Here is a 24983-nt window from a genome sequence, read left to right on the forward strand (position 1 = left end):
ATGCAAACAGTGTTCAAATCACTCACGCTTTTATTACTATTTTTTGTCGCCTTCTCAGTAAACGCCCTTGCGCAACTTGAAGCTGTGCAGCCACCGGGCAGCGGTACGTCTTCAAACCCGTATGAGATCTCCTCTCATGATCACTTGTACTGGATGTACTCCGAGAATGATCAGTTCGATGAAAATACCTATTTCATCCAGACACAGGATATTTACCCCAAGCTCAGAAATGATGGCGACAAGGAAAGCTTTTACCCGATTGGCTCCGTAAATCACCCATTTAAATCGCATTACGACGGGCAGGGTTACGCGCTCATTGATTTTGACATTCATCGGAATAACGGGGATACCCATGGGTTTTTTGGGCGTATTTTTGACAATGGTTCGGTAAGAAATCTCTCCATCATCAACGTCTCTTTGAAAAACACGAGTTCAAACGGCTATGTAGGGGCTTTAGCGGCTTATGTTAAGTTTGCCACTCTGGAAAATATCTATGTTTCAGGAACCGTTGAGCCCGGTGGCGATTCTGATGACTACTTTGGTGGGCTTGTTGCTTTTGTGCAGGACTTTAACCAATCCAACAACAAAACCATCATCAGAAATGTCCATTCTGATATTCGTTTTACTAATGATGATGGATATGGACGTGAGGGAGGGATAGCAGCTTACCCCAATACTGATAATTACCCTGAGTTTTCGCAGACCATTACAAGAAATACCATTGATGGTGTTTTAACTGATCCCGCGCCTGGTGCCTTCTACGATCTTTACAGTTCAGACACTAAATATTATTGGGCAAGTAACTTTGCGGAGAAGGCCGAAAGTGGGGTGTACGATAACCGTAACGACGTAGATGAAGGCAATATGTATCGGTCAACGGCCGACCTGTTGAGCTTGTCTAACTACACCAATATGCCATCTTTTGCTTTGGAAGGGTATGGTTCTGCTGCCTTCAAAGAAACCACAGGCCCCTGGAAGATCAGGCAGATCAATACAGCCGACCCCGATGTATCGGACACGCTTGTGGTAACGGTGCAGAACGTTGGTGGCCAAAATAAATTTTTTATTGACGGCGAAGATGGCTCTCAGGTAGCTTTGGAACTTACCCGGGGTGCCAAATACGTGTTTGATCTCTCTGACCCCTCCATGAGTGGGCACCCTTTTAAATTTTCCGAAACGGCCGACGGCACACACGGCGGCGGGGCCGACTATAGTTCGGGCATCACCAGCACCGGAACGCCGGGCACCGATGGTCTGCTCACCTTTGTGGTGCCGCTGGACGCGCCTGAGGCCCTTTACACCTATTGCCAAAACCATGCCGGCATGGGCGGGCAGGCTACACAGCATGATGCCGAGTGGCTGATGGACGCAGAAGGGCGCATCAATCAGGGTTATCCCTACCAGGCGGTATTGCAGGAAGGGGCGCCGCTGGTGAAGCAAAGCCTGCTGAACAATGATGCAACCTCTATCATTGCTACCAATCAGCTGAAAAGTGATGGATTTCGAAAAGTCATCGAGCGCGGGGTCGTGGTAGCCGCTGCGGTAGATACGCCAACGGTGGATAGTAATATTGCCCAGTTTACAGAGAGTAACACCGCCGTGCTGAATAATAAAAGTGTAGACCTCACCGTCACCGGTCTCACGACGGGTACGACGTACGCCATTCGGTCCTACGCCATTAACCAAAGTGCCGACGGGCAGACCGAAGACATCCGTTATTCAGATGTCCAAACCATTACACCCTTTCCTTTTAGCGGTGCAGGTACGGAAGGTAATCCTTTTGTGTTGATGACGCTGAGTGATCTGACCTGGTTCAACAGCTTCAGCGAGCTGCACGATAAACATTTTGAATTAGGGGCTCCCATTGATGCCTCTCAGACGCAGTACTGGGACTGGAGCGACGATAACGGCGATGGCAACCTGTTTAACGACCCCAATGATGCCACCGATGCGGGCGAAAACTGGGGCTGGCGACCCATCCCTGAGTTTACCGGGGTGTTTGACGGGCAGTACTACGCCATCCGAAACCTGGACATTAGCCCGAGTGGCTCTGACTGGAGTAATGACAACAACCTGACGCGCATGGATTACGCCATGTTTGAGGAGTTAGACGGTGGTATCGTTAAACAACTCGACTTGCAGGATATCAATGTAAATGTGACTGGTAATTATAATTATACTTCACGTATTGCTTCGATTGCAGGCGTTATGTATAGCAACTCACAAATCCGTAACACCCGAGTATCGGGCCTTGTGTATGGTGCTGATGAGGTAGGTGGTATCGTGGGATATTTATCATCTGATAATCTTATAACAAATGTAAGTAACCGTGCCACGGTACACAGTCAGGCGCAAGGGCTTGGGGGGATTGCCTATAGGTCGTATGGTACTATCCAATACACTAACTTTATAGGAGAGTTGATCTATAATGGTAGAGACGTATGGCGTGTGGGAGGCATGGTAGGCGTAATGGAGGGTGGATCTCTATACTACGGATACGTTTCGGCATCGCTAAACCTGAGATCGGCGTCGCCAAATTATACCTCAACTGCTGGCGTTGGCATCATTTACGGAGATGGTAACGGTGGAAGAGTTAGTCGTTTTATCTATGACGCCAGCAAAGATGATGATTATAAGTATGGTTTTGGAGTAAACAATGGTATCAGTGTCAACAATTTATCTGGCGAAGCCACATCAAACTTGGATGGCAAAGGCTATTACAACAACCAACTCCTGATTTCAAGCTACGGCTGGAGGTTGACCCCGGGCTTCAATGTAATGTACTATAAAGACGGGGATGGTAATATCGACCTGTCGAGCCCTCAGAATGATGGTTTTGCCCACCGGGATTGGGAATTCTTTGCGCCCAAAGTAAGCACCGGGGTGTCGAGCAAAACCGGAGAAACCACCGTTGAGGTTGCTGCGGAAATCACCAGCGATGGCCGAGCTGCTACCGATGGTAGCTACACCAACATTACCGACCACGGTGTGGTCTATGGCACCAGCCCCAACCCCACGCTGGAGGATAATGTAGCCAGCAACGGAGCCGGAGCCGAAGGCACGTACACCACCAGCCTGACCGATGTGGAGCCCGGCGTGTTGTATTATGCCCGTGCCTATGCCGAGAACCGGGTGGGTGTGAGCTACGGGGAAGACCAAACCTTTGTGATTCCTCCCTTTGCCGGCTCAGGTACGCTGGAAGATCCTTTTCAGGTGGCCGAACCCGACCACCTGACCTTTATTGCCGAGAATGCAGAAACCATGTGGGATAAGCACTTTGTGCAAGTAGCCAACCTGGATATGGCGGCGCATTTGGACACTCTCAACGTAGGCGACCACGATGGCGATGCCGCCACGGCTGACGTTGCCATGGGCTTTTCCCCTATTGGTAACAGCGATACTTACTTTACCGGAAGCTACGATGGCGGTGGTTTTACCATCAGCAACCTGATGATCAACCGGCCCAACCAAAACTATGTGGGGCTGTTTGGCTACGTGCGTCAAGAAAATCAGGATACGGTATATGTGAAAAACATCACCTTTGAGGGCCCGCGTATTACCGGGGCTCAATACACCGGTACCGCCATCGGCTATGCCTATGCACGAAATGAGGTGCTAACGGTCGAAGACATTACGGTGAATGACCTTTTGCTTACATCAACCAAAACGACAGGTAATAATTACGGCCAAGTAGGTGGCGTGGTTGGACGAGCGGAAAGCTATTATGTGTCTAATGCGAGTAACAATGGCCAGATCATCCTCGAAAACCTGTCGGTGAAAGGGGAAATATTATTTAGTCACACCTCATATAATGCAGCTCAAATCGGGGGTGTTTTCGGTCGATTAGAAACGGCTACTAGTGACTATTCTACCAGAGAAAACAAGCGCACCTATGTCAAAAATGTTCGCTTTGAAGGCCAAATCAGTGGCGATTCAGACAATGGGTATCAAAAACATCCCTCCGAGATAGGTGGTATTGGATATTTTGTAGGACCCTTTGTAGATATTGAACAAGCCATTGTAACCAACACGACCATCTATTCAAAGGATAATGCCGGTGGTCTATTTGGGGAGATGGAGCACGGTAGTAAGATACACCGTTCAGGAGCAGAAGTTTATATCACTACCGATGGTAACACTACCCAAACACAAGTTGGCGGATTGGTGGGTTACGTAAATATGTCTAGCAATAATGTCGATTTCAATCGAACGTATTACCTCACCTCCATCACGCAAAGCTACACGCGGGGAACAATCGATAAGGCGTACCAAGAGGTTGGCGGAATTGTTGGTTATTTGGGCAACACATCTACCGACATAGAGTTCAAAATTGCAGATACCTACTCAACGGTCAATATTACCTCGCGGTACTACAATGATCGTGAATCCTCCCCTGCATACTACGACGAAGATAATCGGGATGACAACAACCCTACGCGGGGTTTGGGTGGTTTTATAGGGAGAGTATCTATAAGCAGCGATAATGATAATTATGATGCAACGCTGAACCTGAAACGGAACTTTGTGGGGGGTAACCTGCGCTATTATCACGGTCTGACTAGCTCAAGCACCGGTAATAGTGGCTTCATAGGCTATTTCTACGATTATGATAAATATTACACGGTGACCATAGATCAGGAGTACAATTACTGGGATTACAATCGCATGCATTTTGACCCAAAGCGTAAGGCGGATGCCATAGTGAATGATTACAGAAGTTCAAACTACAATGCAAATACGGGGATTGATTACAAATCACGCAATGAGCTGCAGGAGCAGGCGACCTTTAGCACCTACGATTTTGATGCAATCTGGGAGATGGACCAGACCGGCCTGGGCAATTACGGCTATCCCCGACTGCAGTGGGAGCTTGAGGCGGATGATACGCCAAACACCATTCCTTTTGCCGGCAGTGGCACCGAGGCTGACCCCTACCTGATCGAAAGCCTGGATGATTTTATCGCCTTTGGGGAGCTGGCCTATAAATACGATAATGCCCACTTTAAACTGACAACCGACCTGGACATGAGCCAAAGTCAGTACTGGGACCGCAGCGATGACGATGGCGACGGCCACCGGTACAACGACCCGAACGATGCCACAGACGCCGGCAGCAACAACGGCTGGCTGCCTGTTGGGAATAACTTCGACGACACCTGGTTTCACGGCCATTTTGATGGCGGCGGGCATACCATTGACGGGCTGCACCAGCGCACCGAAGACCGCTACTATGGAGGCTTGTTTGGCTACATGAAGGTAGCGGCAGATGATTCAGCCTCCATCAAGAACCTAAGCCTGACCAATGCTAATTTTGAGTTCAAGTGGTTCAATGGCTTACGAACAACGGGTTATTATTATGGTGGCATTTTGGGATTCGCTGATTATGAAGGTGCTGGTCTCGGTAGTGACAATCATAAGATTGTGCTCGACAACCTGTCGATTCAAGGAAGTCTTGTGGCAGGGAATCAAGATAAGAATTTGCAACGTGTGGGTGGTATAGTAGGTTATGGTGAGGGTGTAACACTTATTAACTTACGAGCCAATGTTAACCTTAGCGCAACAGGTCCTCAGTTAGGCGGAATCGTAGGCTATATGAATTATGGCACCATTACCGGCTCCTATGCAGAAGGTAGTGTGGTTCCAAATGAAGCCTATAACAATGGTTTAAGTGCAAGCAATGTGGGAGGCATCGGAGGTCAATTAGTGAATACGGATCTTGTAGAACAGGTAGGGGCCAACGTAACGGTCAAAGGGCCACAACGAGTCGGCTCGCTGTTTGGGAGTGCCTCCGTCACCAACATCAGAGATGTGTTCAGTACCGGCACCATCGAAATGACCCACACGAGTTCAAGCACCTCTTACAGTGATTACAGTGGTGGATTAATAGGAGATTTTGGCGGTGAACTCACCAACGCCTACCATAGTGGTAGGGTAGATAATCAGGAGTACGACAATTACTACGACGTTCTGTTTAGCTATGGAGACCCTGACATCTCCGGAGCCTTTTCCAATTACGATAGCACGGTTGCCGACTACCCCGACCTCGTGGTGGGCGAGATCGAAAACTATGCCTTGGTACAGACCGAATCGGCGCTCAAGGATATCCGTACCTATACGGCCGAACTTGAGGCCAACCTGCAACTGGGCTGGACAGCGTGGGATTTCCAGAACACCTGGTTCATGGACGGGCAGCAAAATGGTGGCCTGCCGATGCTTCGAAACCTGATCGACACGCAAACCACCCTTAACGGGCAGCCTGTGATTACGCGGCTGGCCAAGGAGTCGGTTACCATTACCCCGACCTTTATGGAGGGTAGCGACAGCCCCAGTGCGTATGGGGCGGTAATTAGCACCAACAGCACCCCTACGCTGGACAATGCGGTGGTGACCCTGATCCAACCCAACCGCGGCGATGCCCTGGAAGCCACCGGGCTCACCCCGGGCACCACCTACTACGTGGCCTCTTACAGCACGGTGGGCGGCACTACCAGCTACGGGCCGGCACTCAGCTTTACCACGAACCCCGCCGAGGCGCTGGATGGCGGCGGAACCGTTAACTTCCCGTACGAGATCAGCACCTTGGAGCAACTGGCCTACCTGGCACAAACGCCTGAGCTTTGGGGCAGTGTGGTCAAACTGACAGCCGACATAGACGCCGGCCCCACCCGATACTGGGACTGGAGCGATGACGACGGTGACGGCAACCGCTTTAACGACCCCAACGACCTGACGCTGGACGGCGAGAACAACGGCTGGCGACCTATTGCCCGAAACACAAGCACACCATTTACCGGTATCTTTGATGGAAACTACCACGCCATCAGCAACCTCTTTATCCAAAGCGATGAAAGTTACCTGGGGCTATTTGGTGTGGTGCAAGGCGCTACCATCAAACACTTGGTACTGCAAGACATTGATTACCGCCCGACCCAATTTAATGCTAGTGGTAATAATCAAATAGGCGGTCTGGCAGGTCGCGTTCAGCATAGCACGATCATAGAGCGGGTGTATGTGACCGGCCAAATGGGGCGTAATCCGGCCAATGCGGATGCGCTTTTCAATATCAGCGTTGGGGGACTTATTGGGTATGCGGACAACTATTCTGATGGCGACTCCATTAAGGTAAAACAATCTGGCGCGGTGGTTGATATTTCCGGCAGAGATATAATAGGTGGCCTTGTAGGCCATGCCGTAACAGCTGGTTATGGCTTAGAGGCTGAAGATGTGTACTATCAAGGCACCCTTACCTTGCACGGTAATAAGATGGGAGGCCTTTTTGGGAGAAGTTATTATGCAACGTATGTAAACAGAGCCTATGTGTATGTACAGTATGATCAATTCAAGCGAGCTGATGGTACGGCAGGGAACTATGACTATGCCGGGGGCTTAGTGGGTGATTTAGTACGGAGTAATGAGGCATCTGATTTCAAAAATGTGCTGGTGAATTGGAATCAGATCACCGGAGTAAGCCCGCGAGGAGATTATTTTGCTACATTCACAAACTACGATCCCACCAATGGGTATGAGGTGAGTGGTGAAGACCATGTTGGCCTCTTCACTCAGTCCAACTACACCAGCGGTGGCCGCGACTTCGACTTTACCGACACCTGGGACATGGACGCCGACTATAACAACGGCCGCCCGTACCTGTACTGGCAGCGTTTTGTGCCGGTCATTGAACAGGACGAGGTTGTAGCCACAGCACAGGGTGACAGTAAATTTATCGATGCTACCTTTACCATTGCCGGTGATGGAAACCCGGACTATGCCGGGGGGAAGAGTGCAGGCAACGACCAAAGCATCACCGAATACGGGATCGTGTTCAATGAAGTGGGCAACCCAAGCATAGTGGATACCACAACCACCGCTCAAAAAGTGGTAGTGAGCAGCAGTGCCACCGGGCAGGTAACGGTAAACAGCGACCCACTGCCGCTGGGCACCTACTACGTGCGCAGCTATGCCCGCAATCAGCAGGGGGTAGGCTATGGGCCGGAGCGCATTGTGAACATTACACCCTTCAGCGGCAGCGGTACCCTCAACGATCCGTATTTGGTGGATAATTTGGAGGCATTGCAATTTATTAATTCCAATCCAGCGCAGTATTACAATAAACATTACCGACAAGTGGCCAATATTGATGCCTCACCTACCGCCACCCTCAATGTAGGCGACCATGATGGCGATGCCGCCACGGCTGACGTTGCCATGGGCTTTTCACCCATTGGCAACACCGATACCTACTTTACCGGAACCTACGATGGCGGTGGTTTTACCATCAGTAACCTGATGATCAACCGGCCCAACCAAAACTATGTGGGGCTGTTTGGCTACGTGCGCCAAGAAAACCAGGATACGGTATATGTGAAAAACCTCACCTTTGAAAGCCCGCGTATTACCGGGGCTTCAAACACGGGTACGGCGGTTGGTTATGCCTATGCAGCCAACGAGGTGCTAACGGTCAAAGACATTACAGTGAATGACCTTTTGCTTACAGCGACAGAGACAAACGACGGTAGTCGCGGGAACGTAGGTGGCGTGGTTGGGCGTGCGCAAAGCTATTATGTGTCAAATGCGAACTACAACGGCCAAATTATCCTTGAAAACCTGTCGGTGAAAGGAGACATCCTCATCAGTCATCCCGATGAAAGTTCAGCGGGAGCAGGGGGTGTATTTGGTTATTTAGCTACAGCTGATAGTGACTATTCTACCAGAGATGACAAGCGTACCTATGTCAAAAATGTTCGCTTTGAAGGGCAAATCAGCGGTGATGTGGATAACGGGTTTACCGAGTATGTAGGAGATGTAGGCGGTATTGGGTATTTCGTGGGCCCTTTTGTAGATGTAGAACAGGCCATTGTAACCAACACCACGCTGTATGCCTATAATGATGCCGGTGGTTTATTCGGAATAGTGGAGCATGGTGTTGAAATTTACCAATCGGGCGCCGAAGTGTACATCACCACGGGTGCAGTAACCACAAGTCAATCAGATGTTGGTGGTCTTGTTGGTGAGGTAGATATGTATAGCAATAATGTCGATTTCAATCGAGCACGTTACTTCACCTCCATCACGCTGAGTTACGCGCGGGGAACGATCGACAAGGCGTACGAAAATGTGGGCGGAATTGTGGGTACTTTGAGAAATACAAGTACCGACATAGAGTTCAAAATTGTAGATACCTACTCAACGGTCAATATTACCTCGCGGTACTATAATGATCGTGAATCCTTCCCTACATACTACGACGAAGATGATCAGGATACGAACAACCCTACGCGGGGTTTGGGTGGATTTATAGGGAGAGTAAGTATAAGCAGCGATAATGATGGATATGATGCAACGCTGAATCTGAAACGTAACTTTGTGGGGGGTAACCTGCGCTATTACCACGGCATTACCAATACGAGTTATGACGGTTCCGGTAATAGTGGCTTTATTGGCTATTTTTATGGTGGAAACTCGGCATCTGGAGTAAGAATAGATCAGGAGCACAATTTCTGGGATATCAATCGCATGCATTTTGACCCGGCACGTGCTTCATCCGCTATTGTAACGGATTTTTACGCTGGAGACTATAATGCAAAAGAGGGAATAGATTATAAATCCCGCAATCAGCTGCAGGAGCAGGCGACCTTTAGCACCTACGATTTTGATGCAATCTGGGAGATGGACGAGACCGGCCTTGGCAATTACGGCTACCCTCGGCTGCAGTGGGAAGTCGAGGGGGATGATACGCCTAACACCATTCCTTTTGCCGGCAGTGGCACCGAGGCGGACCCGTATCTAATCGAAAGCCTGGACGATTTTATCGCCTTTGGCGAGCTGGCCTATAAATACGATAACGCCCACTTTAAACTGACAACCGACCTGGACATGAGCCAAAGTCAGTATTGGGACCGCAGCGATGACGATGGCGATGGCCACCGGTACAACGACCCGAACGATGCCACAGACGCTGGAAGCAACAATGGCTGGCTGCCTGTTGGGTTTATTGTTTATGGGAATGCAGAATACGACTCCTGGTTTCACGGCCATTTTGATGGCGGCGGGCACACCATTGACGGGCTGCACCAGCGCACCGAAGACCGCAACTACGGTGGGCTATTTGGCTACATGGAGGTAGCGGCAGACGATTCAGCTTCCATCAAGAACCTAAGCCTGACCAATGCCGATTTTGAGTTTCAGTGGCCCAATGGCTTACGAACAAGCGGTAGTTATTATGGTGGGATATTAGGATACGGCGACTACTCAGGGGATGACCTGGGCACTGAAAACCACAAAATTGTCTTAGACAACCTCTCAATACAAGGTACCCTGCTGGCAGGAGATGATAAAAATAGAATGGGGAATGTTGGCGGCATTGTGGGACAAGTGAACGGTGGTACCCTATCGAATCTTCGTGCTAACGTTACCCTAAACGCTACGGATACATATTTAGGGGGTATTATAGGCTATATGAATTATGGAACCATTACGAGCTCCTATGCAGAGGGTAATGTGGCACCAAATGAAGCCTTTAACGATGGTTCAAACGCAAGATATGTGGGAGGCATCGGAGGTCGATTGGTGAATACGGACCTTGTAGAGCAAGTGGGTGCCAATGTGGCGGTCAAAGGGCCTCAGTATGTCGGCTCGCTGTTTGGGGCCGCCTCGGTCACCAACATCAGAGATGTATTCAGTACCGGTTCCATCGAAATGACGCATACCAATTCATCGAACACCTATTACGAGAGAAGTGGTGGATTAATAGGAGATTTTGCCGGTGAGCTTACCAACGCCTACCACAGTGGTCGTGTAGATAATCAGGAGTACGACAATCGCGACGAAGTTCTGTTTAGCCATGGAGACTCTGACATCTCTGGAGCCTTTTCCAATTACGACAGCACGGTTGCCGACTACCCCGACCTCGTGGTGGGCGAGATAGAAAACTATGTGCTGGTACAGACTGAATCGGCGCTCAAGGATATCCGTACCTACACGGCCGAGCTTGAGGCCGACCTGCAGCTGGGCTGGACAGCATGGGATTTCCAGAACACCTGGTTTATAGACGGGCAGCAAAATGGTGGCCTGCCGATGCTTCGAACCCTGATCGACACGGAAACCACCCTTAACGGGCAGCCGATCATTACGCGGCTGGCCAAGGAGTCGGTTACCATCACCCCGACCTTTGTGGAAGGCAGCGACAGCCCCAGTGCGTATGGAGCGGTGATTAGCACCAACAGCACCCCTACGTTAGACAATGCGCTGGTGACCCTGACCCAACCCAACCGCGGCGATGCGCTGGAAGCCACCGGGCTCACCCCCGGCACCACCTACTACGTGGCCTCTTACAGCACGGTGGGCGGAGCAACGGCCTACGGCCCGGCACTTAGCTTTACCACGAAACCGGCTGAGGCCCTGGATGGGGGCGGAACCGTCAACTTCCCGTACGAGATCAGCAGCCTGGAGCAGCTGGCCTACCTGGCACAAACGCCGGAGCTTTTGGGCAGTGTGGTTAAGCTAACGGCCGACATTGACGCCGGCCCCACCCGCTACTGGGACTGGAGCGATGACGACGGTGACGGCAACCGCTTTAACGACCCCAACGACCTGACGCTGGACGGGGAGAACAACGGCTGGCGACCTATAGGGCGCAGCACAAGCACGCCATTTACCGGTATCTTTGATGGAAACTACCACGCCATCAGTAACCTCTTTATCCAAAGCGATGAAAGTTACCTGGGGCTATTTGGGGTGGTGCAAGGCGCTACCATCAAACAGCTGGTACTGCAAGACATTGATTACCGCCCGACCAAGTTTAATGATAGTGGTAATTCAAGTATAGGTGGGCTGGCGGGCCGCGTTCAGCATAGCACGATCATAGAGCGGGTTTATGTGACCGGCCAAATGGGGCGTAATCCGGCCAATGCAGATGCGCTATTCAATCAATTAGTGGGAGGCCTTATTGGTGAAGCGCGCAACTATAATAGTGGCCCAGCCATTCAATTACGGCAATCAGGCGCGGTGGTAGACATTGCCGGTAGAACAATGATAGGTGGCCTCTCAGGCCGTGCTTACACGGCTGGTAGGGGTTTACAGGTAGAAGATGTCTACTACCAGGGCACCCTTACCTTGCACGATAGTGACATGGGTGGTCTTTTTGGCTCAAGTTGGTACTCAACCTATGTAAATAGAGCCTACGTGTATGTACAGTTTGATCAGTTCAAGCGGGCAGACGGTACGCGCGGGAGCTATCAGTATGCCGGAGGCTTAGTTGGAGATATACAAAGCGGTAGGGAAGACGACTTTGAAAATGTTCTGGTGAATTATTATCGAATCACCTCTCTAAGTTATTATGCTGCGTATTTTGCCACGGATAGTTATTCCAACCCCACCAATGGTACTTATGATAGTAGTAAAGATGATGATCTTCTGTTCACCCAGTCCAACTACACCAACCGCACCTTCGACTTTACCGACACCTGGGACATGGACACCGACTATAACAACGGCCGCCCGTACCTGTATTGGCAGCGTTTTGTGCCGGTCATTGAACAGGACGAGGTTGTAGCCACAGCACAGGGTGACAGTAAATTTATCGATGCTACCTTTAGCATTGCCGGGGATGGAAACCCGGACTACGCCGGTGGGCTGAGTGCAGGCACCGACCAAAGCATCACCGAATACGGTATCGTATTCAATCAGGTGGGTAACCCGAGTATTGTGGATACCACAACCACCGCTCAAAAGGTGGTAGTGAGCAGCAGTGCCACCGGGCAGGTAACGGTGAGCAGCGACCCACTGCCTTTGGGTACCTACTACGTGCGCAGCTATGCCCGCAATCAGCAGGGGGTAGGCTACGGGCCGGAGCGTATTGTTAACATTACGCCCTTCAGTGGCAGCGGTACCCTCAACGATCCCTACCTGGTGGACGATATTGAAGACCTGGAGTATATGCACACCAACCCCGAGCAGTTCTTTTCTAAGCACTACCGGCAGGTGGCCAATATAAACGCGAGCTCAACCGCCTCCAGCAATAATGGGAAAGGGTTTGAGCCCATTGGCAAGAGTTCTGTGGCATATTTTACCGGAACGTATGATGGCAATGGTTTCAGTATCGATAATTTGACGATCAATCGGCCGGATGAGGATAATGTTGGGCTGTTCAGTTTCATCGTCCATGATAGCGGTGATGAGGGCCTGACCAAAGTGAAAGACCTGACCCTGCGCAATCCACAAATTACAGGAGATCAAAATGTGGCCCCACTTGTGGCTGGTATATACCACAATAATGTGAGTGAAGAGATCAAGTTTACGGGCATACATGTAGAGAACGCAGAGATAACAGCCGACAGCAAAGCCGGCGGCGTTTTTGGTGCGATCATGATACAGGGGGGTAAATCGGTAGGTAAAAAGGTGCTCTTACAAGACATTCACTTTACCGGCACCATAGACGGAGATAATGCCGGTGGGATCGCCTTCTATTTGTATGGTAAATTTATTGACATGGGCATTACGGTTAAAGATGCCACCGTTGATGTGACCTTTACAGACGATGACGATACAAGTTATGGTGCCTGGTATACGGCTGGAGTTGCCAGAACGGCCTATTTCACAACGATAGAAGATGTGGTGGTTACACGCCTCAAGAACCATCGCGCCTATGGGGTGGGCGGCCTGCTTGCATTTGGCTATCAAGGGACGCACATCAAGCGCAGTGGCGCCACAGTGGACGTTATTTTTCATGATTATGCAAATCAGGGTTTTGGTGGGGGCTTGGTCAGTCATTTAAGCACCATGGATAATAATTCGGAGACTGGTGTTGAGTTTCAAGCTACCGATGTGTCTATTGAAGAATCGTATGCCAGAGGCCGGTTTGTAGGGGCTAAAAGAAACGTTGGTGGCCTTGTGAATACAATTGTAAATGGAAGAAGAGCAAAAGCCCGAGATGTCTTCATTAAGAATAACTACGTAGATGTGGATATTACGGATTATTACTTCCATGAAGGCGCCGCACGCGGTTCATCCTTTTATGACGGTTACGGTACAGATTATGAGAATAAGACATCGAGACTCGGTGGTTTGATAGGAGTGATATTCAATGACAAAGCAGATAGATATAACTCAAGCTACTACAGAAATACGAAGCTAAATACGGGTGATAGACAACGCATTACCCTTTTGAACAACATCGTGAATGGTGAATTTGAGATGTACATTGGGCGTACCACAAGTAATAACGGAGGTTATGGCTGGGCGGGTAATGGCCTGCTGGTAGGGGGCAGAGATGTCGATTATAATGAGTCCACCTTTCCAGAGTACAAGGTGGAGGCCAACATTATCAATAACGAAAAGGTTTGGAATACAGACATTCTAGGCCGTTCAGATAGTTATGAATATGAAAATGGCATTTTCGAGGCAGACGTGTCAGATCCGGCAGAAATGCAGCAGCAGTCGTACTATGCGTATGGTGGCGGCACAAATTCTATCAATAGCAGTAGTGACAATTTCGATTTCACCAACACCTGGGTGATGGACCACTCCGGCCTGATCAACGAGGGCCGGCCTATGCTGAAATGGGAATATGAACGGAAAGGCAGCCCCTTAAATACCGATCCATTTGAGGAGGCCGGTACGGCTGACGACCCGATCAAGATCAGCTCGCTCGATGACCTCAAGGCCCTGATGGTGCTTCAGAAATACTGGAGGATCAACCATAGCAGCGGTTACTACTTTGAGCTCACCAATGACATTGATATGACCCCGACCCAATACTGGGACTGGAGCGACGACAATGGTGATGGCAACATCTTTAACGACCCGGAAGACCTCACTAGCGAGGGCAACAACGAGGGCTGGCGTCCTTTAGGCACCAGTAATCACGAATTTATAGGGCACTGGGATGGCAACGGCCATACCTTAACCGGCTTGCACATCAATATCCCAGACAAGAATGTAACTCACAACGGTATCGGCTTTATTGGTAGAACCCCCAATTACCAACCATTCAGCATACAAAACATGCATTTTACGGATGCGAAGATTTCCCTGAATGGTAAAAGCTTCAGAAACTATGAGTATGAGTCGATTGGAACCGTTGTGGGCCGCGTATATTATCAATATAACAGTTCCAGTTATACAGACCCTCCCTTTATTGACCAGGTAACGGTGAGCGGCAGCATTACCGGAACGGGCAAGGAAGGTTATGTTGGCGGAATTGGCGGAAACTTACGTGCTACAAATATCACCAACAGTGGTGCAAAGGTAGAGATACAGCAGGTTGAAAACTACATCGGCGGTTTGGCGGGGGGATTGACTTACCCGCATGCCCCTATAGAAAATGTATATGCCCATGTGGATATGCGTGATGTGGGCGCTGATGGATCGTATGTATATGCTGGCGGGTTATTTGGGAGTATAACCGGTGATGATGATGAAACCTGGGCAGCGGATGTAAACAAAGCGTTTAGCAGCGGAAATATTAACATTGGAAAATCTGGATATGTAGGCGGCCTTGCGGCTTACTCCGGTTATACCGACTGGACCGATGCATACAGTACGGTGAACATTACGGTGAATGACAATACGAATACCTCTTTTAATGAATATTCCGGCGGCTTATTTGGCTTTTTTAATGGTAACCAGAATTATCGCTCAAATCTGAAGAATGTATATTACAGCGGCCGCCTGAAAAATCAGCGCGTTGATAATACCTACGATGGTGGCTGGTATGGCCGGGATTCTTATAGAGGTGCCATCGAAGGTGTGGTCTACAACAATGAGCTCGACGACCTGGACGGTACATCTGATGAGCAATATGGAGCAGCTTGGGGCAGAACCACCGCTCAGCTGCGGGCCGATAGCACCTATGGCAGCTTTCTGGCCAACCAAGACCCTGCCGAAACGCCATGGGATTTCAGTGAAACGGGCCCGTGGACCTTTGCGCCAGACTCAGCCGACTTCACCCATGGTGGACTGCCATACCTTAAGGGCCTTGACAAGGTGAAAGCTGAGCCGGTCATAGCCCTTCGCAGCCCCGGGCTCATCACCGATGTAACAGCGGATATGGGAGTAGAAATTGTAACTGACGGATTTGATGCGCTTACCGAAGCGGGCTTCATCTGGTCGGATGATGGGACGCAGCTAAACAAAGCAGACGCGGCGAACATAGAAACCTTTACCGAGGTGGCCGATACGGTACGTATTGACCATACCATAACCGGACTGGAACGCAATAAGGTGTATTACGTGCGCGCATACGCTGAAAACAGGCAGGGACTGGCCTACAGCGATACCCTGATGTTTTCTACCAAGCCCTTTGCGGTTGATCCTAATGATCCTACTCTGTACCTGATACAAAACAAGGAGGACCTGCATCGCCTTACCAATATGAGCGACTACTGGGATGAGGATTTCAAACAGACCGCCGATATTGCCTTTACCTCAGCCGATTTTGAAGATGGAGGGGTGTTCTACAATGAGGGTGACGGCTACGAGCCGATTGGTAACAAAACCACTCAATTTACCGGCTCCTATGATGGTGGCGGCCATGTGATTGACAGCTTACAAATTTTGCGGGACGCGAATACTACAAACACTGCTACCAACTATGTAGGATTATTTGGATATACCTATGATGCTACCATCAGGAATTTAGGTGTCATAAATGCCCAGGTTAGTGGTTATAGTGATGTTGGAATCGTGGCCGGAAGGACTTCGTACTCCGCCAAAAAAGACTCTGCCATGATCAGCCGCGTGTATGCAACCGGTACGCTCACGGCCAGGCAACGAGCAGGAGGTTTAATTGGAAAAACGATCATGTCTCCGCCCAACGATAAACCCCATATCTATGAGGTGTTCAGTGATGTGCAAGCCACAGGATCTGGCACCGGCAACAACATTGCCTCTTTGATCGGCGAAAATGATTTGAACATCAAATACGCCTACGGCCTGGGTTCTGTCACGAACGGTGGAACACGTGGGATGATATCAGGTAATTATGACGGATTCCTCGACCGCGTGGTCTCTTTCGTGACCGTAGATGGCGGTAATGATGATCCGACCGGAGTGGCGTATGACAACCGTGCTGAAGCTTCTATCCGCAACAGTTTATACAATACAGATCTGGCTGCGGTTGGGAATTATGGACCCGGAACGGTCGAAAATTATGAGGGCCTCCCCACCGATTCACTCAAAATGACGACCGTATATGAAGAACGCGGCTGGGATTTTGAGAACCGCTGGTATATTGACGGTGTGAATAACGAGGGCTACCCCTACTTCCGCTGGCAGCCCATACCGCTTACCTCGCGGCAGCCTGTATTTACCAACATAACCAATGCGGCGGCTGAGGTGAGTTCTGAGGTGGTGACGGACGGCGGCGAAACGGTAACCGAGCGTGGCTTGGTATGGACAGAATTAAGCAATGGACTGCCCGTACTGGGTGATGAAAATGTGCAGGCGCACACTATTGAAGAAGAGGGTGTGGGATTAATAAGCCATGAGCTAACCGGACTTGCCCCGTTTACCGACTACATTGTGCGTGCCTACGGTACCAATGTTGAGGGTACCTTTTACAGTGAGCCCGATACCCTGCAAACCCTGCCATTTGCCGGTAAGGGTACAGAGGAGAGTCCGTTTCTTGTGGGTACGGTACAGGAACTTTATTACCTGAGTCAGGCGAGCCATTTGTGGGATGCGGTTTATCTGCAAACCAATAACATTGAAATACCGGATGAGGCCTACGAAAGCGGCGGTCTGCTTTACGATGGTGGTAAATTCTTTAGCCCCATTGGTACCGAGAGTGTGCCATTTAGCGGAAGGTATGACGGAAATGAATTTGTGATCGATAATCTGAAGATTGACCGGTCATCTGCCGATTTTGCAGGCTTGTTTGGTTACACAGATGGTGCATTTATTGAGAATATTGGCATACTCAATGCTACCATCAAAGGAGCAGACTTTGTTGGCTCCCTTATAGGATATCTGGATAAAACCGGTGGTGCAACAGGCGATACTCTGCAAACCTCGTATGTGAAACAAAGTTTGGTTCAGGGTAATAATAACGTTGGCGGCCTGGTTGGTTACGCTAATGAGTCTGCTGTAATACGTGATGCCTACAGTCAGGCTGTTGTTAAAGGAAATGAAAGTGTGGGTGGCCTGGTCGGTTATAGCCACCACCGATCGGGTACGGCAGACCTGCCTGAGATCAGTAATACCTATGCCGTGGGTACTGTAGAAGCCAATAATCTGTTTGGCGGCTTAGTGGGTAATCATGCGCCTGGTGGTACCTATCAAAATTCTTACTATAACACCGACAGTACAAGTGTTGGACATGGTAACGCAGACCCGGAAGGGATAACGGGATTGCCAAGCGGCGCTTTCAGTGATGCGCAAACCTTAATTGATGCCGGCTGGAATTTTGATAACATCTGGGGGGTAGATAGCTTTAATAATGGTGGATATCCGTATTTTATCTGGCAGTATGGCCTGCTGGTTTCTGATCCACAGCTTGATGATGTATCAACCTCAAATATCAGGCTAACCTCAAGCCTGGCTAATGACGGGGGAGACCCTGCCACGGAAGTGGGTTTTGTTTGGGGTGCAGGAGCCGGAGCATTCCCCGACCTTGAAACCAACGACGGACTGGTAGTACTGCAAGATTCCTTGCCGGGTATTGGCGATAATTTTGAATCTCTACTGGACGGATTGCCTGAGGTGGATTTCATTGTGGTACGCTCGTACGCAAAAAATAGTACAGACACCACCTTAAGTGGAAACAGACTGATAGAATTGTTGCCATTTGAAAATGGAGACGGCTCGGTTAGCAGCCCGTACGAAGTGGCAAATCTGAATGAGCTGAGATACATTGCTGAAAACCCAAGCTTGTGGGATGACCATTTTGTGCAAACCGCAGATATTGATGCCTCTGTTACAGCCGGATGGGATGATCAGGATCAAAACGGGGACGGTTTTGCCTATAACGACCCGGATGATGGAACTGATCAAGCGGGCAGTAATGAGGGATGGTTACCAATAGGTTCATTCGATAATCCATTTACCGGCAGTTACAATGGTAATGGCTTTGTGATTAACGAGCTGAAGATTACACGGCCAAGGGAAGATTATGTTGGCCTGTTTGGCGTGACCGATGGGGCTGATATTTCAAATATTGGCCTCTATGACGCGAATATTGCTGGTCAGGATTATGTGGGCGGTATTGTGGGCCATCACGAAAAAGAGGGTGGTGAAACTGGAGGAAGGTTATCGCAGGTATTTTCAGAAGGTGATTTTGCTGCATCAGATATTATCGGCGGCCTTGCAGGTAAACTGGGTGACACCGGTGTGATCGAGAACTCCTATTCAACTGCCGTAGTAAGCGCCAGTACCAGCGTAGGTGGGTTGGTAGGAATTATTGAAAATAACGCAGCTACGCCCGCAACTACGTTACGCACCAGTTATCATGCGGGTGAGATGCAGGGCCCAACAGATAGCAGGGGTGCTTTGGTTGGCGCGCAAACAGGAGATGCCGATGCGACCTATGAAACACTCTATTTTAATAAGGAAATTGTTGCGCAAGGCACCGGTACTAACTTTAGCCTTCCGGCTGAAGAAGTGACGGGTTTAACGGCCGATTCGCTGCGTATGGTTGCATCTATTGACACAACCTTCTGGGATTTTGAGAGCATATGGTCGATCAAAGTTCCCGAAGTGGACAGGGTTTCCTCGTATCCATACCTGGTAAACAGTACGTTGCCGGTAAGCCGCCTGCCGGGCCTTGTGGATAATATACCCCCGGCTTTGATTGCCACCATGCCGGCTAACGGTACCACGGGGGTATCGGTACGCCCAACCCTGACGGCATTATTTGATGAGGAGATCAAGCCATTTATTGGTTCGGTTTATTTATATAAGGCGAGTGATGGACCGGGTAACAGCGGGGCAGAACTTATAGAGCGCCTAAATTTAAATACGGAGAGTACGGAATATATCTCTGCGGTAAATTACAATGGCGAAACCCAATATGCCTTTAGCTTTACCCCAACAGATGACCTGGAATATGGAGCGAATTACTACATACAAATTGAAGAAGGGCCGATCATTGATACCTCCAATAATAAGTTTCCGGGTATCACAGGCAGAACCTGGAGCTTTAAAACCACGCACTTTGTAAATAGCACAATAGCCCATGTAGATGGTTCTTCGTTTAATGCTGACAGCCTGGGAATGGAGTTCCAGGAAGATAGCCTGCTAACGATGAGGCTTATCAATAAGAATGCTGAGCTTGATGGCAGTCAGTATGATCTGACTGATACCGGAGCAGATTCATCTTCTACATTACGAATGGAATTTACCGTGGCAAAATATGAACCCCATGCGCTGTTGGGTTCTGCAACTAATATATCCTGGACATCAAGCATAAATAATCAGGCTTGTTCCGGTTATACCTGCTGGGATGTCGTGGTTGAGGCAAACCCGGCTGAAGTATTTGCCTATATGAATGAAGATGGCAGCGTGCCCGACACATGGCCGGGAGACCGCGTGGCTACGCATCACTATCAAAGCAGCCTTGCTTTAACCATGGATGATTTGAGCAGCATGACAACAGATATGCAGAACAGATTGAAAGGCTCCTACTTTATGACTGATGCGCAGGTATATGGGCAGCCGTTGTATGTGGATGCAGGTGACCCGGGCCGTAAGGGAGATTATATATCTATGATCCTTGCTTCGCCTCACTTTAGTGCGCCGAATGTAGAAAATGAAGGGTTCTTTGAAGCTAAATTGCCTAAGGGTTTACTTCAAAGCTGGGGTATTAGTGCTGTTCGTTTGGACGGTGCATTCCGCAATACGGAAACGGATGAACTGTTTGAAGATATAAGCAGCAGGGTGCAGGTGCTTGAAAAAGGTGGCGCCCTTCTGGCCATGGATGTCCACTACTCAGAAGGAGCTGTTGAGATAAATGCCACAGAGAGTGAAGTTAGTGGAGATGTGGCAGGGCCTCAGCTAAGTGAAAATGATCCGTTTGTACCGGTCGACGATACCACGGATGTGTTGCTAAACAGACTGCTTGAGGTTACGTTTAATGAAACGATATCACCCTATGCAGGGAATATCACGCTTCATAAAACCTCTGATGACGCAGTGGTAGAAGCAATTGACGTTACATCAGAAGCTATTGTAGTGAAAGATTCGGTGGTAACGATCAATCCTGCCGATGATTTACTGCCAAATACATCCTACTATGTTCTGATAGACAACGGCGCCTTCACGGATGAGGCAGGTAACCTGTATGCCGGCTACACCGATACGAACACCTGGAACTTTACGACCGGAGAAAATGCGGACAATACCGCACCTAACTTAGTAGCTGAAAATCCTCTTACGCCGGCTAATGGTGCCGAAAGTATTGATGTAGTACCCTCTCTTACGCTTGTGTTTGATGAACCGATCGTGATAGGAAATGGTTTGATCTCTTTCTTTGATACCACCGGTACGGCTAACGTAAGTTTTGAGTTGAGCACAGATGGTGTGGAGGTGGTTGATGATACGGTATTAACCGTGGCTGTTACCGATTCGCTGACCGAAACTATGCCGTATTATGTGCAGATTGAAGAAGGTGCGGTTACGGATAAGGCGGGTAATAAATTTAGCGGTATCACGGATGATACGACCTGGACCTTTACAACATTGACCTTTGATTCGGATGGCGATGGCGTACCGGATGATGTTGAGGAAGAGCAGGGCACGGACCCCGAAGATGGCGGTGATGCCAAAGATTCCGACGGTGACGGCGTGCCGGATCATGTGGAAGAAGAAGATGGGACCGACCCTGAGGATGGCGATGACTATAAAGACAGCGACGGGGACGGGATTCCGGATTATGTGGAAGAGCAGACCGAAGGGCTGGACCCGAATGACGGGGGCGACGGAGATGACTCTGATGGCGATGGTGTGCCAGATTCGGTAGAAGAAGAGGAGGGCACGGATCCCGAAGACGGAGATGATTATAAGGATAGCGACGGCGATGGGGTGCCGGACCATGTGGAGGATAACAGCAAAGATACGCGGGCCCCGCAGCTGGTGAGCGAAGGCGGGTTGAGTCCGGCCAATGGGGCGGATAGCGTGAGCGTGCGTCCGGTACTGGAGCTACGCTTTGATGAGTCGGTGCTGGCCTCAGTGGGAATGCTGAGCGTGTTTGACAGCACGGATACGGCGATCAGTGAGGTGGATGTGACAAGCGGTAGTGTGACGGTGGTGGGCGATAGCCTGGCGCGTGTAAGCTTGGCGGATACGCTGATGGCGGGCAGCCGATACTATGTGCAGGCCGACTCGGGATCGTTTGTAGACCTGGGCGGTAACCCGTTTGCCGGTATCAGCACAGACAGCAGCTGGACCTTTACGACCATAGCCGGGGATGTGGATTCTGACGGTGATGGAGTAACCGATGAGCAGGAGCAGAAAGATGGGACTGACCCTGAGGATGGCGATGACTATAAAGACAGCGATGGTGATGGCGTGCCGGATACGGTAGAAGAAGAGCAGGGTACGGACCCCGAAGATGGCGGTGATGCCAAAGATTCGGATGGCGATGGCGTACCGGATCATGTGGAAGAAGAAGACGGTACCGACCCTGAGGATGGTGACGATTATAAAGACAGCGACGGCGATGGAATCCCGGATTATGTGGAAGAGCGAACCGACGGGCTGGACCCGAATGACGGGGGCGACGGAGACGACTCTGATGGCGATGGTGTGCCGGATTCGGTGGAGGAAGAAGAGGGAAGTGACCCGAACGATCCGGACGACTACCCCGACAGTGATGGCGATGGGGTGCCGGATTATGTGGAGGAAGAAGACTTTACAGATCCTGATGATGGCGATGATTTCCCGGACAAAGATGGTAATGGCTCGCCGGATTACCTTGAGGACAGGTTCAATATTACGACATCAAAATTGAGTTCTTGGGTAGCCAAGCAATCAGGCTATATAGACACGCTGGAGGTAGATGGTGGTTTAGCGCCTGTAAGTTGGAGTGTGATAGGTTCATTGCCTGAAGGGCTTACGATGAACCAGCAGGGGGTTGTTTCCGGAACACCGCTAGCTGCATCAGAGTATCAGGTGCAGGTTAAAGCAGAGGACGCCAGGGGTGTTTCTGACAGCCTGAAAGTGGCTCTGCGCATCGATGCACCTGAACTTAGGCTGCAGTGGATATCTTCGCCTCCTTCTGAAACACAAGCTGGAGAGTATATAGATTCACTGCAATTCAGAGTAGTTAATCAGTATGATTCTCTTGTAACTTGGTATGATAAGCAAGCATATATAACTATTACAGAAGGCACGGGTGGTGAACGCGCTTTTGATGCCAGATTAAAAGGAGATACGTTATCAGTGCCCCAAGATGGTATTTACAGATTCGATAATATCATAATAGAGAGAGCCGGTATCGAATATACGCTTACTGCATTGGCTGACTCAGTAATTTCGGACACATCTAATGTATTTACCATTAACCCCGGGCCTCCATACCAAACAACATTCGAAACTTCTGAGGTTGAATATGATTCATTAATGACTTCAATGGCAGCTAATTCGCAACTACCGGAATATGGTGGAGCAAGCTCGGCTAATCAAAAAGCTTCACAGGAAAGCAGGCTAAATGGTGCTCGAATTGCAGGTATTGTTGCAATCCTTGATGAGCATGGAAACTTGACCAGCTATTCAGAAGGAGATACAGAAGTTAGACTAATGGATGATTCTGAAACAGGCCATTTCTATGAGGCTGCTGTAGATATTGAACCTATCAATTCTACATTGATTGAGAAGAATAAGACTCACAGCCAGGTATTTTATGAGGATATAGTGCCGGGTGTTAAGTACATAGGACTGGAGCCGACTCCACCCTCCGGAGCAAGGCCAATTCTTGGTTCTGAAGATATTCAGGTTCTGATTAGTCGCCCGGATCGCTTAAGCACAGAGCGTGAAATCATTAATTCGCAAATGAATACACGCGAATTTCTAACGATTAAGCTGGTTTCTGATGATGATCAGGAAGCGTATGCACAGTATCCCGGTGTGCCTGTTTTCTTGGAAAGCTCATCAGGTCGCCCATTTTACACAAGCCCAACCGGTGAGCGCACCGTTTCAAAAGTTATGATACCGCCTGCTGACCATGACATCATTGTGTACTATGAGTCTGATGCATTAGGCGTAGATACCTTAAAGTATAGTACCAATGCTCTTGGCGAGCAGCGAATCACCGAGCAACTGTTTGTGGTCAACCCGGGTGGGGTAGATCTTACTGCATCTAACGTGGAGCTAAGTGATGTAATACTTGGTGAGGATATATCGCTTAAGGTGTCCTTAATGGATAAAGATCGAAATATTATACTGGGTGGGGCTACCAAGCTGTCGGCGGCGGTCGTGGGAGGCGCTAATACAGATATTGACATTAGCGCGTTCATTGAGACTGATGACGGGCATTATCTAGCGACATATACCCCAACAACGGCCGGTGTAGATTCTATAGAAGTGAGCTATGATGGGCAGTCACTGGAAAGCTCCCCGTATGTAGCTTCTGTATTGAATACGCAACCAGGGTCTATACAGATTGTATCAGGTGATGGCCAAACCATTTTACCTACCGATACAACAAGGGCGCCACTGGAAGTGGTAGTATACGATGAAAGTAATCAGCCTATGCCCGGGGTTACAGTTAGGTTCAAGCGGCCAGAATCCCCTCGGTCCTCCGTTTATGGGACTGTTATTAGCCCTGAGGTTGTAACCGACAGCAGTGGCATGGCCGGCACGCTATTAGTAGCTGGGGAAAAAGCGGGTGAACTGTCCATAGAGGCAGATGTGTTAGGGTTAGATACACTTAGCTTCACAGCCACGATAGAAACCTGCAGCGACCTTGCCAACACGTGGTGTGGGCCCTATAGGTACGCGGTGGAGGTTTCTGAGGCTACGCCGATGGCTGGGGATTCGGTGAGGGTTGCGGCCCA

Annotated in this window: 1 protein-coding gene; it reads left to right on the forward strand. The window is 49.6% G+C overall.

From position 1 onward, the window contains the following. On the forward strand, positions 1 to 24983 hold a 24983-nt coding region (locus tag ACFSVN_RS05090), incomplete at its 3' end, for an Ig-like domain-containing protein (protein ID WP_390299562.1).

The organism is Gracilimonas halophila, assembly GCF_042684365.1.
GTDB lineage: Bacteria > Bacteroidota > Rhodothermia > Balneolales > Balneolaceae > Gracilimonas > Gracilimonas halophila.